The organism is Caryophanon latum, from assembly GCF_001700325.1.
Classification (GTDB): Bacteria; Bacillota; Bacilli; order Bacillales_A; family Planococcaceae; genus Caryophanon; species Caryophanon latum.
In genome coordinates this window covers 45,015-61,305 of the sequence record NZ_MATO01000028.1, presented here as the reverse complement: position 1 = coordinate 61,305, position 16,291 = coordinate 45,015, and the positions used below count along the sequence as shown (strand labels likewise).

The window sequence follows — 16,291 nt, the reverse complement described above, 5'->3', positions numbered from 1 at the left end:
TAATTAACAATCACGATTCTTTTTTTGATTTTTTTGTTATCATAGTCTTTTAGTATATATTTTTAGGAATTGGAAAGCACAACTTTTGATTCAAAATGAAAAGTAAACTCATTAAAAAATTGTATATTTCTAAAATATTTTACGATATGATAAAAAATATATTTTAGTAGGGGGAATTAGCATGTCAGTAGGAAAGAAGCTCAATATCGGCTTTTTAAGCATTTTAGCTACACTAATAATTGCACTGAGCATCATTTTGTTTTTAATGCTCCACATTGATAAACAAGTTGACATCGTCGTTGAAGATCGCTTCGAGCAAGTGCAACTTAGCAACGATATTCAGTTTAATTTAGCTATGCAAGGATTGTATGTACGTGCTTTAATGCTAGAGAACAATGATACAAACCGTGAGAACTTGTCAAATTATCAACTACAGTTAGATGAAGCAATTGCAGCATTCACACAAGTCGTAAGTAGCGAAACGAGTGAACTTCGTGACTATGCGGCACAAATTACAAATTACAACAATCAATTCAATGATGCTGTTGATGATATTTTAACTGCGTTAAATCGCAAAGATTCAGCTACCGCGTTACAGCTTACAAATACAGTTGCACGTGAAGCGAACGTCGGTATTTTAGAAACGTCGGAGCTCATTTTGGCATATGAGCAGCAGCAATTAACGATTATGAAAAACCAAGCGACGAACGCTGTCGAAAAAACATTAATCGTTACAATTATTGCAATCTTCTTCGGCATCGGTATTACGATTCTTGCCATCGTACTTGTTAACCGCATGATTACAAAGCCACTTGTAGACGTTGTCGGTCGTGCAAACACGATTGCAGAGGGCGATTTAACAGTTGCCAACTCAACATATTCAGCACGAGATGAGATTGGCCAGCTTGCACACGCATTTAATCAAATGAAGGAAAACTTACAAATTATCATCCGTGACGTACAAGATAACGCAACACAAGTATCATCAGCGTCACAGCAGCTCTCTGCAAGCTCTGAACAAATGAATGCAGCTGGTCTAGAAGTAACGACAAGTACGACAGACATCGCAGACATTTCACGTTCAGCTGCTAATGCCGCAAACGAAACGACACGCGCGATGGATGAAACAGCAAGCGGCGTTCAACGTATTGCAGAATCAACACAACACTTAAATGATGCAGCTTCATCGACTGCACACTTAACAAAAGAAGGTCAGCACGTCATTACAACGGCACAAAATCAAATGATGACGATTGAAACAAATACACGTACAGTAAATGCGCTCGTACAACAACTATCAAAACAATCCGCTGAAATTGGCAATATTACAAAAGTTATTACCGATATTACGGACCAAACAAATTTACTTGCGCTCAACGCGGCCATTGAAGCTGCCCGTGCTGGAGAACACGGCAAAGGCTTCGCAGTCGTAGCAGACGAAGTACGTAAGCTCGCAGAACAATCTAAACAATCTGCAACACAAATTACCGAACTGACGACGACGATTCAAAGCGATACACAAAATGTCGAGCAGGCGGTAACCGAATCATTACAATCTGTCGAACAAGGTGTCCAATCAATCGATTTAGCAGGCTCTTCATTCAGCGAAATTGCTACGTCGATTCACCATATGACGACGCAAATTCAAGAAATTTCAGCTGCTGCGGAAGAAATTTCCGCAAGTGCAGAGGAAGTATCTGCATCTGTTACAGAAATCGCAAACGGCTCCGATTCGGTTGCGAGTCACGCAGAGAACGTTGCAGCCTCTATGCAGGAGCAAAACGCAACGATGCAAGAAGTTGGCGCAATTGCGAACGAATTATCAAACAAATCGTACCAGCTACAACAAATTTCAGAACAGTTTAAAGTATAAAAAAAGGTGTCACGCAGGAGTTTCCTGCTGTGACACCTTTTTCACTTGCTTCAATGCTTCTTCTAACGGCGTCCGTAAATACGGCGCAATTGTACGTGCATACGTTGCGGTAATATGATTATCATCTCGGTATAAAATCATATTGCCTGCAACCGAGTAACACGTCGTTTCATCACAAAATGCATCGCTCATATTTGTAAAAATAACGTTGTCTGGAATGTTTGGCGTCGTATGCCATGGCAGCTGCGCCGGTAGCACATCTTCCTTCGCCATATGACACGCTGCTATGTTGTCCTTATTGCGGTCTAAACACGTCGGAATGTCCATTGCCATACGTGGGTTATCTGTGACCGCAAAGATCGTTGTAATGCCTTCTAATGCGCGCCACTGTGCTAAATATCCAGCTGGAATTTGCGGATGCTTATTTAATGTCGCCGTTGTAAATACAAGTGACGGTGTGCTGCTCTTTAAATCGGCAATGACATTTCCATTCCAATCTAAGCATGCTTTCGTCATTTGTCCATCGAAATCGTCGTTTGTGAAGCGACAGCCATCATGAATATACGTCGTAATCGAGAAGTTTAATTCCTTCGACAACGCTTCAAGCGCCGGGAACCAATGTCCTGAATGCGAGCCTCCAATAAGCGCAATCGACTGTGCATCTGGTGCAGTTGAGCCAAATGTACATTTCACGACTTTCCCTGTTTTTGAATTACATGTTTGATCCTTCGAAATGCTCGGTACATCGCTACGTACATGTAGAAGCGATGGAATGAGTGGCACGCCGTCATTTGCAAAAATATGCTCATGCGTTAGCGCCTGTGCCCCTGGGTAATCTGCGTATACCGGCGTCGGCTCTACTTCCTCCACCTGCTCCACGACGATTTCCTCTAATGCATCAACAATTTCCTTCTCATCCTCTTTTACATGTTCCACGTATTGACTAAACGCTACGTTCGTACAAACCGTTACACTTAGTAAAAAAATGAGCGTCGCATATAGCGCACGTGTCGATAATGTCTTAATCCAATTGACGAACCCTTCACTTATGACAAAACGCAGCAGCATCGCTAATAAAAATGATACAACCATAATGAGTATGCCGTGAATAATTGGCACATCTGTCGTTTCCCATAATAACTGATATGTAATGAGCAACGGCCAATGAATTAAGAACATGCCGTAAACGTATTGGCTAAACCATACGAGTATATCACTACTAAAGAAGCTTTTAATGGCGCTTTTATGACGATGTGAGCCAACAATAAATAATAATGCCCCGAATACTGGCATTAACGCACCTATACCTGGAAATAACCACGTTTCTGGAACAAGTACACCTGTTGCAATGACAAGCCAAATCCCGATCCAGCTAAATATAGATGATGCTTCCTTCGTCAAACGAATGACCGGAATGAGCATCGCCGCAATCGCACCGACTAATAACTCCCATAAACGTGACCCGAAGTGGAAATAGGCTTCCTCAGGCTTCACACCAATTAAATACGTCGCATACGCAAATGATATAACCATCCCAATCGTTAATATAATTGTTAACATTTTACGAAACGGCCATCGACATAAATGGCTAATGTATAACACAATGCCGACAATGACTGGCATAATGAGCGTATATTGGAATTGAATCGCGATTGACCAATAATGCTGGAACGGGCTTGCCGATCCATCGAATGCTAAATAGTTTGTTGCCTCTTCAATTAAATGCCAGTTTTCAACATATAACACTGATGCGAGCATATGTTGTAAAACAGTTGACCATTGAGACATCGGGTAAAACATGTACATTAAAACGACCGTCATCATCGCTACCGTTAACGCAGGCGGCCATAAGCTTGTAATGGAGCGTAAAATAATTTGATGAATTGAAAATGTACGCTGACGTTCAATTTGCTGTTGCAACGATACCATCGCAAAATAACCAGTTAGCACAAGGAAAATATCAATACCACCAGATACTTTCCCGACCCAAATATGATACGTCATAATGAGCATGATACATAATACACGAAGCCCTTCTATTTCTTTTCGAAATTGTTTAGGCGCTACAGGCAGATCCTTCATTGCCTAAACCCTCCTCTAATCGTTCTTTCGAGCAATCACTTGTACAATTGTTAGTCTCGATTATTTTTAATAAATCTACACTTGCTATATTTTACATAATTTCACGCGCTATGCCAACCACCTATTAAACTTAAAAGCCTGCGTAGATTCCTACGCAGGCTTTTACTGTTGATCTTTGCACTACTATTGTACATATGTCGCCGATTTATTTCAACGATGCTATTGCTTTTTTGCCGCTTATAGCTCGCCTGCTTTTAATTTCGCATGCCAATCTTTTAAAAATGGAATTTGGTCTGCTTCAATCGCACCTGTTTCAGAAGCCGCTTCAATTAAATAATCGAAGTTCGTAAGTGATACGTATTTCACGCCGATTTGTTCAAATGCTTGCTCTGCTTTTGGTAAGTTGTACGTGTACACACATACTACACCTAGCACTTCACAGCCAGCTGCGCGTAACGCTTCTACTGCTGTAATCGATGAGCCACCTGTTGATACGATATCTTCTACAACGACAACTTTTTGTCCTGCTGTATATTTACCTTCGATTTGATTACCGCGACCGTGCTCTTTCGCCTTTGAACGCACGTACACCATTGGTAAATCTAAAATATCTGAAACCCATGCCGCATGTGGAATACCAGCCGTTGCTGTTCCTGCTACGATGTCTGTACTTGGGAAGAATTCTTGAATGTTTGCTGCTAAGCCTTTTGCTAATGCTTTACGTGCTGTTGGATCTGAAATCGTTAAGCGCGTGTCGCAGTAAATTGGTGATTTAATGCCTGAAGCCCATGTAAATAGCTCCGTTGCATTTAATTCTACTGCGCCAACACGTAACATTTCTTTTGCGATGTCTTTTTGTAACATAGTTTTATGCCTCCCATAATGTGCGTACTTCATGATATGCTGCGACTGGGTTAGCCGCTCCTGTAATCGCACGACCGACAACGATTTGTGTCGAACCGTCCTTTTTCGCTCCGTCTGGCGTTGCGATGCGCTTTTGGTCATGCGCCTCACCACCGAGCATACGAATGCCTGGTGTAACACGTAAAAAGTCTTCACCGCACGCCTCTGCAATGGCACGCGCTTCATGCACAGAGCATACAACGCCGTTTAAGCCTGCTGCATGCGTTAATTTTGCATAGTGCAGTACTGCCTCTTGAAGCGATAACGGAATTTGTTGCTCCTGCTGCATCTGCGCTTCTGTCGTTGATGTTAATTGTGTTACCGCGATTAATGCTGCGCGGCTTTGCCCTGCTGGCGTTCCTGCATCAAGCCCTTCTAATGCACCTTCCATCATCGCACGGCCTCCTGCTGCATGGACGTTTACTAAATCAACGCCAAGCTTAGCTAAGCCTTTCATTGCCGACTTTACCGTGTTCGGAATGTCGTGCAGCTTTAAGTCTAAAAAGACGTCGTGTCCAAGGTCTTTTACTTGCGCGACAATTTGTGGACCTTCCTGCATATAAAGCTCCATGCCGATCTTCACAAATAACGGCTCGTTAAATTGCTTTAAAAACGTTAGCACGCGCTCCTCTGTCGGAAAATCAAGTGCGATAATTGGTTTTGTGTTCATTATCGGTGGCTCCTTCCAATAAGCTCTGAAATATGATTTACACCTAATGCATCTAATTTTGCTGGTAATTGTTCAATAATGTTTGGGCAAACGAAGTGGTCAACGAAGTTCGCTGTGCCAACCGCAACGGCTGATGCACCGACAGACATAAAATCGATGACGTCTTGTGCGCACGTTACGCCGCCCATACCGATGATTGGAATGTTTACTGCTTTATATACGTCATACACCATGCGAATCGCTACTGGCTTCACAGCAGGTCCTGATAAGCCACCTGTACCATTGGCGATAACCGGTTTACCTGTATGCTCATGAATACGCATCCCAACAAGTGTGTTGATCATCGTAATGCCGTCTGCTCCGCCTGCTTCTACCGCTTTTGCGATGTCGACAATGTTCGTTACGTTCGGTGAAAGTTTCACGTATACCGGCACTTCTGATACTGCTTTAACGGCTGCTGTTAACTGCTTTGCCGTTTCAGGATCCGTACCAAATTGAATGCCGCCGCACTTTACGTTTGGACAAGAAATGTTAAGTTCTAATGCATGGACGTTTGGCGCTGCTGAGATGCGACGCGCTACTTCTACATAATCTTCAATTTCCGTACCTGCAACGTTTGCGATAATTGGCACATCGTAGCTTTCTAAAAACTTTAATTCTTCGTTCATCACTTTGTCGATACCAGGGTTTTGTAAGCCAATTGCATTTAGCATACCTGCTGCTGTTTCAGCTACGCGTGGTGTCGGGTTGCCGCGACGTGTTTCTACTGTCGTTGCCTTAATCATAATGGCACCTAGCTTTGATAAATCATATAGCTGTGCGTACTCGCGACCGAAGCCGAAGCAGCCTGACGCTGGCATAATTGGGTTTTTTAGCTCTAACCCAGGTAATGTCATATTTAAACGGCTCATAGTGCCACAACTCCTTTCGGGAATACCGGCCCGTCTGAGCATACTTTTACATACGCTTTGTCTTGCCCTTCTGTCGTATCACATACGCACGCGAAGCACGCACCGATACCACAAGCCATGCGTTCTTCAAACGACATGAAGCCTTTTTTATCTGGATAATACTGCTCTAATGCACGTAGCATCGGCAGCGGCCCACAAGAATAAAATACATCAAACTGTGGTGCGACATCGTCAAACACAGTCGTCACAAAACCTTTTGTCCCTTTTGTGCCGTCTACTGTTGCGTAATGCGTGTCACCAAGTGCGCTAAATTGTTCTTCATAGAAGCATACGTCCTCTGATTGGAAGCCAAGCACGTGAATAACGTTCACACCGCGAGCTTTTAATTGCTTCGATAATTCATGAAGCGGCGGTACACCGATTCCTCCTCCAACAAGTAGCGCCGTTTGACCAGGCTGTGCTTCCTCCACTGGGAAACCATTACCGATTGGACCTAGCACGTCGACTAATTGCCCTTCTCGGTTCGTTGAAAGAATTTGCGTACCGCGCCCCTCTGCACGATAAATCATCGTAAATTCCTGTTTGTCTTTGTCAATGTTTGCGATACTGATTGGTCGGCGTAAAAGCGGCTCATATGAGTCAGACACTTTAACATGGACGAACTGGCCAGGAGTCATTTCCTGTACCAGTTCCCCTTGAAGTGTTAATTCAAAAATGTTCGTTGCGATTTGCTTTTGCGCTACGACCGTCATTTTTTGTTGACGGATCATTTAGTGCACTACCTCCGCTTTTGGCATTGTTTCAGCCGTAAATGTCATTGATTCGATTACACGTAACATTGCTTCAGCTGTATCAAGTGATGTTAAACATGGAATACCATTTTCTACAGATTCACGACGGATACGGAAGCCGTCACGCGCTGGTTGTTTACCTTTTGTTAATGTGTTGACAACTAATTGTGCTTCACCGTTTTGAATGACATCAAGTAACGTTTTGCCTTTTGCACCGATCTTTTCGATGATGTCTGTGCGCACGCCTGCAGCTTCAAATGTTGCCGCTGTACCTGCTGTTGCCATAATGCGGTAGCCGACTGTTGAGAAGCGTTTTGCTAACACAACTGCTTCTTCTTTATCTTTATCAGACACTGTAAATAATACAGTACCTTCTGTTTTAATTTTCGTACCTGCTGCAACAAAGCCTTTGTATAATGCTTTTTCGTACGTTGCATCTTTACCCATTACTTCGCCTGTTGATTTCATTTCAGGACCGAGTGTAATGTCTACGCGGCGTAACTTCGCAAACGAGAATACTGGCACTTTTACGAACACGCCAGCTTGCTCTGGTGCTAAGCCAGTCGGGTAACCTTGCTCCACGATTGAGTGACCAAGAATCGCTTTTGTTGCGATATTTGCCATCGGAATGTTTGTAATTTTTGATAAGAACGGTACTGTACGAGATGAACGTGGGTTTACTTCGATTACGTAAACTTCGCCGTCTGATAATACGTACTGAATGTTCATTAAACCAACGATGCCTAAACCTTTTGCTAAACGTGTTGTGTAGTCTACTAACGTTTCTTTTTGTGCATCTGTTAATTTTTGTGGTGGGTATACAGAGATCGAGTCACCTGAGTGAACACCTGCGCGCTCAACGTGCTCCATAATACCTGGGATTAATACGTTTTCACCGTCGCAAATTGCATCGACTTCGATTTCTTGACCTGTTAAGTAACGGTCTACTAATACTGGGTGATCCGGTGATGCTTCTACCGCATTTTCCATGTAATGTGCAAGCTCGTCTAAGTTATAAACGATTTCCATTGCACGTCCACCTAGTACGTAAGAAGGACGTACTAATACTGGGAAGCCAAGGTCGCGACCGATTGCTAACGCTTCTTCTTTTGATACAGCTGTTTTCCCTTTTGGTTGTGGGATGTTTAATTCTTGAAGTGCTGCTTCGAACTTGTTACGGTTTTCCGCGCGATCGATATCTTCAAGTGATGTACCTAAAATTTTCACGCCGTGTGCTTCTAATTTATCCGCTAAGTTAATTGCTGTTTGTCCACCGAACTGTACAACAACGCCCATTGGTTTTTCTAAGTCTACGATATGCATTACGTCTTCGATTGTTAATGGCTCGAAGTATAATTTATCAGAAATTGAGAAGTCTGTTGATACCGTTTCAGGATTTGAGTTAATAATAATTGCCTCATAGCCTGCTTCTTGAATCGCCCATACAGAGTGTACTGTTGCATAGTCGAACTCTACCCCTTGACCGATGCGGATTGGACCAGAACCAAGTACGATTACTGACTCTTTTTCAGAGCGGATTGATTCGTTCTCTTCCTCGTACGTGCCGTAGAAGTAAGGTGTGCTTGACTCGAACTCAGCTGCACACGTATCAACCATTTTGTATACTGGTGTAATGCCTGCTTCTTTACGGAAGTTGTAAATTTCCATTTCCGTCATGTTCCAAAGCTCAGCTACTTTTTTGTCCGCAAAGCCTAAACGTTTCGCTTTATATAATACGTCTTTGTCGCCTTTGTTATCCGCAAGCGTTTGCTCCATATCCACAATCTTTTTCAGCTTGTGTAAAAACCAAAGATCGATTTTAGACCATTCGTGAATCGTTTCTACTGTTACGCCGCGACGTAATGCTTCACCGATGAAGAATAAACGCTCATCGCCTGCTTTTTTAATACGCTTTTCGATCCATGCATCCGTTAAGTCTTCCGCATGTTTCATTTCAATGTGTACGTGCCCTGTTTCAAGTGAACGCACCGCTTTTAAAATCGCCTCTTCAAACGTACGACCTAGTGACATAACTTCACCAGTTGCTTTCATTTGCGTGCCTAAGTTACGTTTTGCAGATTCGAACTTGTCGAACGGCCAGCGTGGAATTTTTGCCACGATGTAGTCAAGTGCCGGCTCGAAGCAAGCGAATGTTGAACCTGTTACTGGGTTTTTAATTTCATCAAGCGTTAAACCGACAGCGATTTTTGCTGCTAATTTTGCAATTGGGTAACCTGTTGCTTTTGATGCAAGTGCAGATGAACGAGATACACGTGGGTTCACTTCGATTACGTAGTATTGGAAGCTATGTGGATCAAGTGCTAACTGTACGTTACAGCCACCTTCAATTTTAAGTGCGCGAATGATATCTAATGAAATGTTACGTAACATTTGGTTTTCGCGATCAGATAACGTTTGTGTCGGTGCAACTACGATTGAGTCTCCTGTATGAATACCTACTGGGTCAAAGTTTTCCATATTACATACTACGATGGCGTTGTCTGCTGAGTCACGCATTACTTCATATTCAATCTCTTTCATACCAGCGATTGATTTTTCAAGTAAACATTGCGTTACTGGTGAATATTTTAAACCTGACGTTACGATTTCTTCTAAGTCTTGATCGTTGTAGCAAATACCGCCGCCTGTACCACCAAGTGTGAATGCAGGACGTACGATTACTGGGTAGCCGATACGTGCAACTAACGCATATGCTTCTTCCATGTTGTGAATAATATCTGACTCAGGAACTGGTGCACCTAGCTCATACATTAAGTTACGGAAAAGGTCGCGGTCTTCTGCTTTATGAATCGCGTCTAATTTCGTACCAAGAATTTCGATGCCTAGCTCGTCTAAAATACCAGACTCATCAAGCTCGATTGCCATGTTTAATCCCGTTTGACCACCAAGTGTTGGTAAGATTGCATCTGGACGCTCTTTACGTAAAATGCGTGATACGAATTCTAACGTAATTGGCTCGATGTATACTTTGTCTGCATTTTCTGTATCCGTCATAATTGTTGCTGGGTTTGAGTTAATTAAAATTACTTTGTAGCCTTCCTCTTTTAATGAAAGACACGCTTGTGTACCTGCATAGTCAAACTCCGCTGCTTGACCGATGACGATTGGGCCTGACCCGATTACTAAAATAGTTTCAATATCTTGACGTTTAGGCATTTTGTTTCTCCTTTGCTGCTTCATTTTCCATCATTTCGATAAACTCATCGAATAAGTGATTTGAATCTTCTGGTCCAGGTGATGCTTCTGGGTGGTATTGTACCGTGAAGATTGGGAATTTTTTATGACGTACACCTTCACAAGTGCCATCGTTTAACGCTACGTGTGTAAGCTCTAAATCTGTATCTTTTAATGATTCAATATCAATTGCATAGCCGTGGTTTTGAGATGTTAAATCTGTGCGACCTGTGCGTAAATCTTTTACTGGATGGTTCCCGCCGCGGTGACCGAATGGTAATTTGAATGATTTCGCGCCACATGCTAATGAGAAGATTTGGTGACCTAAGCAAATACCGAACATTGGTACTTTACCAACTAGCTCGCGTACTGTTTCGATTCCTTCTGTTACGTCCTCTGGGTTACCAGGGCCGTTTGAAAGCATAATGCCATCTGGATGCCACGCTAAAATTTCTGATGCTGGCGTGTTGTAAGGAACGACTAACACGTCACAGTCACGTTTATTTAATTCGCGTAAAATACCGTGCTTCATACCGAAGTCAATTACGACTACGCGCTTGCCACGACCTGGTGATGGATAAGCGGCTTTCGGTGATACTTCTTTTACGTGATGCGTAATATGTGGTGTTGCTTGTAACTGTGCTACAATTTCTTCTACATTTACGTCTGCGCCCGCTTCTGATAAGTATGCACGAACGGCACCTTTTGCACGGATGATGCGCGTTAATTTACGCGTATCGATTCCTTGAATACCTGGGATGTCTTTTGATGCTAAGTAATCGCCAAGTGAAGAATCTTTACGGAAGTTTGATGGATGCTCTTCTAATTCACGTACAACGAATCCGCGGATTGCTGGTGTAATTGATTCAAAGTCATCACGGTTAATGCCGTAGTTCCCTACAAGCGGGTATGTTAATGTAACAATTTGCCCGTAAAATGATGGATCTGAAATTGTTTCTTGGTAACCTGTCATACCTGTTGTGAATACAACTTCACCTTTACTTGCATTGTTGCCACCGAACGCTTCTCCGGTAAATACTGTACCATCTTCTAAAATTAATAAACGTTTTGTCATTATTGTGCCTCCTCGTATACGATCTTACCTTCAAAAATTGTCATCATCGGCCAGCCTTGTGCTACCCAGCCATTAAATGGTGTGTTGCGACCTTTTGATACGAATCCTTCTGCATCAACTGTTTTTTCTGCCTCTAAGTCAATTAACACGAAGTCTGCTGAAGCGCCTACTTCTAATGTTCCGTACGGTAAGTCAAAAATCTGTGCTGCTTTTACACTCATCCAGTCGATTAACTGTTGAAGCGTCCATTTCCCTGTTTTTACGAACTGCGTATATAATAGTGGGAATGCTGTTTCAAAACCTACGATACCAAACGGCGCGCCAACCATGCCGCAGCACTTCTCTTCAACTGTATGTGGTGCGTGATCTGTTGCGATACAGTCAATTGTGCCATCAAGCAGTGCTGCATGTAATGAATCTTTATCATCTGCTGCACGTAACGGCGGGTTCATTTTCCAGTTTGCGTCGTCTGACGGAATGTCCATTTCTTCTAATAATAAGTGGTGTGGACAAACTTCAGCTGTAACGCGGATACCTGCTGCTTTTGCGTCGCGCACGGCACGTACTGATTCTTTCGTTGATACGTGACAAACGTGGTAGCGAGCGCCTGCTGCTTCTGCAAGTAATACGTCACGTGCAATTTGTACTGATTCACAAATTGACGGAATACCTGGTAAGCCAAGCTCTTTGTTACGCGTACCTTCGTGCATAACCCCCTCATAAATAAGTGAGTTATCTTCACAGTGTGCAACAACGACTGCGTCAAGTTTTGCTGCTTGCTGCATTTGCTCATACATTGTTGATGCTAATTGAATGCCAACGCCGTCATCTGAGAAAGCAACTGCGCCGTTTGCTTTTAACTCTTCCATGTTCGTTTTCACTTCACCTGAAATATCTTTCGTAAGTGAGCCGTATGGAAGCACGCGGATAACTGCGCTTTTTTCGATTAAGCCGTTGATCAGCTGCATGTTTTCTACTGAATCTGGTACTGGCTTCGTGTTTGGCATCGCACAAATTGTTGTGAAGCCGCCCTTTGCCGCTGAAGCTGTTCCTGTTGCGATCGTTTCTTTATGCTCAAATCCTGGCTCGCGTAAATGTGTATGTACATCGACAAAACCTGGTGATACGACGTAACCTTTACCGTCGATTACTTCCGCGTTTGCTGGTTGCTCGCCACCGATTGCTGTAATTTTGCCGTTTTCAATTGTAATGCTAGACGTTACTAAATCATTGCCTTCTTTTACGATTTGAATATTCGTTACGAAAGTTGTCATTTATGCTCTCTCCTTTAAAATCGTTTCTAAAATTGCCATTCGTGCAAATACACCGTTTCGTACTTGTGAAAAAATGCGTGAACGTTCACATTCGACTAGCTCATCTGCAATTTCAACGTCGCGGTTAATCGGCGCTGGATGCATAATGATCGCGCCTTGTTTCATGCGTTTTTCGCGAGCTGCTGTTAAGCCGAACTCCTCATGATAGCCGTCCTTTGAGAAGTTTTTACTTACTGCATGACGCTCGTGCTGAATGCGTAGTAGCATAATGACGTCGCTATCTTCTAACACATCTTCCCAACTATGCGCCGCTTCAAAATCGCCCGCCCATTCTGCTGGACAAAGGAATCGAACGTTCGCTCCAAGTCTAGTTAATGCATTCGCGTTTGATTTGGCTACGCGGCTATGTGTAATGTCGCCAACGATCGTAATGTTTAAGCCTTCAAAATGCCCAAATTCTTTATAAATCGTGTATAAATCTAACAAACATTGTGATGGATGCTGACCTGCACCGTCTCCTGCGTTAATAACTGCACATTCAATGCCTTCAAGCAGCTCATTGTAGTACTCATCTTCTTTTGCGCGAATAATTACAGCATCAATACCGATCATCTCAAGCGTTTTCACTGTATCGTACATCGTCTCACCTTTTAATGCGCTAGAAAATCCTGCATCAAATGGGATGACCTCACAACCAACGCGGCGTTCTGCCATTTCAAAGCTCGTTTTCGTACGCGTACTCGGCTCAAAAAATAAGTTTGCTACATTGTATGTGCGGTTTAGCTGCGCAGCCTCTCCTTTTTCAAATGCAGCTGCTCGTGCAATAATGTGTAAAATTTCTTCTTTTGTTAAATGTTCCATCGACAATAAGTTTTTCATATCGCTTGCGCCTCCAATTTGAAATCGCTTCGTACTATTCTATAGTATAAATGAATTTAGACAATTCACACTTTACAGATTGATGAATTTTTGTACGGTTTTGTGTAAAAAAATACCCCACTTTTTAGAAAGTGAGGCATTTCAGGGTGCAACAAGCTAAGGCAGCATCATATTGATGTGCTTTTTTGCAAGCTCCCCTTCTTTGCCTCTCTGGACAATCTTTAAAAGGTGTTTATGTAGTTGAATGATGCTGTCCACTTCGAGGCAGGCTTTCCGCGGGCTCGGCGGCGAACACGATGTTTATTCTGAAGGTGATGGCTCGTGTAGTGGCGCTTATCACCTTCCTCAAGCCTCCTCGACGCTCATACTTCGCGTCTGTGAGGTCTTGAGACACGAGCTGTTCCCGCTGGAGTCCGCCTCTCATGTTAAGCATTTCAGTTATTCATACAATCAATAATCATGTGCGTCCGTTACGCCTTTTTCGCGTCCTGGTAACACTAAGTTCAGCACAACACCGACTACTGCTGCTAGCGCCATGCCTGACATGACGAACGCGCCGTCAAACAGCTCTAGCTTCGCACCACCGATTCCGATGACTAAAATAACCGAAGCGATGACCATGTTGCGGTTGTTGCCGAAGTCTACTTTACTTTCAACGAACATGCGCAGCCCGCTTGATGCGATAATCCCGAATAATAAAATCGAAATGCCACCAAGCACTGCTGTTGGAATCGTCGCAATGAGTGCCATCACTTTTCCGAAAAAGGCGATGAGCATTGCGACAACTGCCGCTCCTGCGATCACGTACACCGAGTACACTTTCGTAATCGCAAGCACGCCGATGTTTTCACCGTACGTCGTTTTCGGTGGACCACCGATTAACGCACTAACGAACGTTCCTAAACCGTCACCGAGTAACGAGCGATGTAAGCCTGGATCTTTAATGTAGTTGCGATTTACGACTTTTCCTAACACGAGCTGATGTCCGATATGCTCTGAGATCGTTACAATTACAATCGGTAGCATCGCCGCTAAAATCGTCGCTGTGACGTTTAGCTCATAATGCACACCTGGAATTAAAAAGTTCGGCATTTCAATCCAGCTTGCTTCTTTTACTGCTGTGAAATCGACAATGCCAATGACGATTGAGTAAAGGTAGCCGACGATTAAACCGAGTAAAATCGGCATCGCACTTAAAATATTTTTGAAGTACACATTAAAGACGATTGCTGCGAATAATGTGACAAGTGCTGCCGAGAAATGTAGCACACTATACTCGCCGTTTACATTCATCGCCATATCGACTGCTGTGCCTGCTAAGCCAAGACCGATAACGATAATGACTGGCGCAACGACGATTGGTGGCAGTAGCGCCATTAACCATTTATAGCCCGCTTTCCATATGAGGAGCGACACGAGCGCATACGTTATACCGACTGCCATCGAGCCGATCATCGCATTGCCAGGATTAACGGCTACACCTGATGCGTCTAAACTTGCGACTGTAATAATCGGTGCGATAAACGCAAACGATGAACCTAAGTAAGCAGGTACTTTAAATTGCGTAATCAGTAGGAAAATGATTGTCGCAATCCCGCTCGTTAATAGCGCAATTGCTGCGTCTAATCCGACTAATTTCGGTACTAAAATTGTTGAACCGAACATGGCGAACAAATGCTGAAAACTAAGTGTTGCTAGCTGCAATGGTGTTGGTTTGTCATGGATGTCTAACACTGGTTTATTGGACATAATTTGTTCCTCATTTCATTCAATTTAATCGCGATGGATGAGCACGACATCTTGGCCGTCCACTTCATCTAATTTTACGACGATACGCTCATGCCCCGCTGTTGGAACATTTTTCCCAACGTAATCTGCTCGAATTGGCAACTCGCGGTGACCACGGTCTACTAAAACAGCTAATTGAATTTGAGAAGGTCGCCCTAAATCCATTACTGCATCAAGTGCAGCACGTACTGTACGACCTGTATATAGCACATCATCTACTAAAATGACTTTTTGGTTGCTAACAATATGTGCAATATCGACTTGCTGTACTTGCGCTTCTTCATTTTCGTATTTCGTTGATAAATCGTCTCTATACAGCGTAATGTCTAACTCGCCTGTACGTACTTTTTTACCTTCAATTTGAGCGATGCGTTCTGATAAACGTTTTGCTAAATATGCGCCTCGTGTTTTAATACCGACAATAATGACTTCATCAATTCCTTTATTGCGCTCAATAATTTCATGGGCAATGCGCGTAATTGCTCTATTCATTGATGGGCCATCTAAAAGTTCTGTTACTTGTGGCATCCTTTTCTTCTCCTTCCTGTTTGTCGTACTGTGTTTCAAGGCAAAAGAAAAACCCTCTACATTAAAAATGATAGAGGGTTGAAAAGTTTGCATGTTGAAATAACGCAACGACCGCATTTTTGCGCACAAAAATACATGTTGCTTCACCAGTACCTTCTCAGCCTCTCTGGACTGCCTTTAAAGGTTAAATTGTATTGTTCATTAAAGTCTGTGCAGCAAGTGTTGCTCTCTGACAACGTGCTATGCTGTTCACTTGTTGCTAGTATATGCCTCATGCTACATGTTGTCAACAAAAGCAGTAAAGGTCGGACAACTAAATGGA

Annotated in this window: 12 protein-coding genes; 1 reads left to right on the top strand and 11 read right to left on the bottom strand. The window is 43.1% G+C overall.

Going from position 1 to position 16,291, the window contains the following annotated elements; translation table 11 throughout:
* Positions 1-181 precede the first annotated feature (181 nt).
* Positions 182-1,873: a methyl-accepting chemotaxis protein gene (locus A6K76_RS06575; protein ID WP_066463302.1), complete on the top strand. Its 1,692-nt coding sequence runs from the start codon at positions 182-184 to the stop codon at positions 1,871-1,873.
* A gap of 9 nt (positions 1,874-1,882) precedes the next feature.
* Here the strand turns inward: A6K76_RS06575 and A6K76_RS06570 are convergent, their stop codons facing one another.
* The 11 genes from A6K76_RS06570 to pyrR all read right to left on the bottom strand — a co-directional run bounded on the left by A6K76_RS06570 (position 1,883) and on the right by pyrR (position 16,062).
* Complete coding sequence (locus tag A6K76_RS06570; protein ID WP_066463301.1) at positions 1,883-3,955, bottom strand: acyltransferase family protein; 2,073 nt, start codon at positions 3,953-3,955, stop codon at positions 1,883-1,885.
* 237 nt (positions 3,956-4,192) lie between these two features.
* Positions 4,193-4,819, bottom strand: a complete 627-nt coding sequence (gene pyrE / locus A6K76_RS06565; protein ID WP_066463300.1) for an orotate phosphoribosyltransferase — start codon at positions 4,817-4,819, stop codon at positions 4,193-4,195.
* A 4-nt stretch (positions 4,820-4,823) separates the two neighbouring features.
* Positions 4,824-5,528 carry an orotidine-5'-phosphate decarboxylase gene (gene pyrF, locus A6K76_RS06560; RefSeq protein WP_066463299.1) on the bottom strand — a complete coding sequence of 235 codons (705 nt, stop codon included), beginning with the start codon at positions 5,526-5,528 and terminating at the stop codon, positions 4,824-4,826.
* On the bottom strand, positions 5,528-6,439 hold the full coding sequence (locus A6K76_RS06555) for a dihydroorotate dehydrogenase (protein WP_066463297.1): 912 nt from the start codon (positions 6,437-6,439) through the stop codon (positions 5,528-5,530). Before A6K76_RS06555 ends, pyrF begins: the two co-directional genes overlap by 1 nt.
* Positions 6,436-7,209: a dihydroorotate dehydrogenase electron transfer subunit gene (locus A6K76_RS06550; RefSeq protein WP_066463295.1), complete on the bottom strand. Its 774-nt coding sequence runs from the start codon at positions 7,207-7,209 to the stop codon at positions 6,436-6,438. The genes A6K76_RS06555 and A6K76_RS06550 overlap by 4 nt, the downstream gene beginning before the upstream one ends.
* On the bottom strand, positions 7,210-10,407 hold the full coding sequence (carB, locus tag A6K76_RS06545; RefSeq protein ID WP_066463293.1) for a carbamoyl-phosphate synthase large subunit: 3,198 nt from the start codon (positions 10,405-10,407) through the stop codon (positions 7,210-7,212).
* Entirely contained in the window at positions 10,400-11,500 is a 1,101-nt protein-coding gene (carA, locus tag A6K76_RS06540) for a glutamine-hydrolyzing carbamoyl-phosphate synthase small subunit (RefSeq protein ID WP_066463291.1), read from the bottom strand. The genes carB and carA overlap by 8 nt, the downstream gene beginning before the upstream one ends.
* Positions 11,500-12,774, bottom strand: a complete 1,275-nt coding sequence (locus A6K76_RS06535) for a dihydroorotase (RefSeq protein WP_066463290.1) — start codon at positions 12,772-12,774, stop codon at positions 11,500-11,502. Before A6K76_RS06535 ends, carA begins: the two co-directional genes overlap by 1 nt.
* Positions 12,775-13,653 carry an aspartate carbamoyltransferase catalytic subunit gene (locus tag A6K76_RS06530; protein WP_066463288.1) on the bottom strand — a complete coding sequence of 293 codons (879 nt, stop codon included), beginning with the start codon at positions 13,651-13,653 and terminating at the stop codon, positions 12,775-12,777.
* A 450-nt stretch (positions 13,654-14,103) separates the two neighbouring features.
* Entirely contained in the window at positions 14,104-15,402 is a 1,299-nt protein-coding gene (locus tag A6K76_RS06525; protein WP_066463286.1) for a solute carrier family 23 protein, read from the bottom strand.
* A gap of 24 nt (positions 15,403-15,426) precedes the next feature.
* Positions 15,427-16,062, bottom strand: coding sequence for a bifunctional pyr operon transcriptional regulator/uracil phosphoribosyltransferase PyrR (gene pyrR / locus A6K76_RS06520; protein WP_281181424.1), 636 nt, complete (start codon positions 16,060-16,062; stop codon positions 15,427-15,429).
* Positions 16,063-16,291 lie beyond the last annotated feature (229 nt).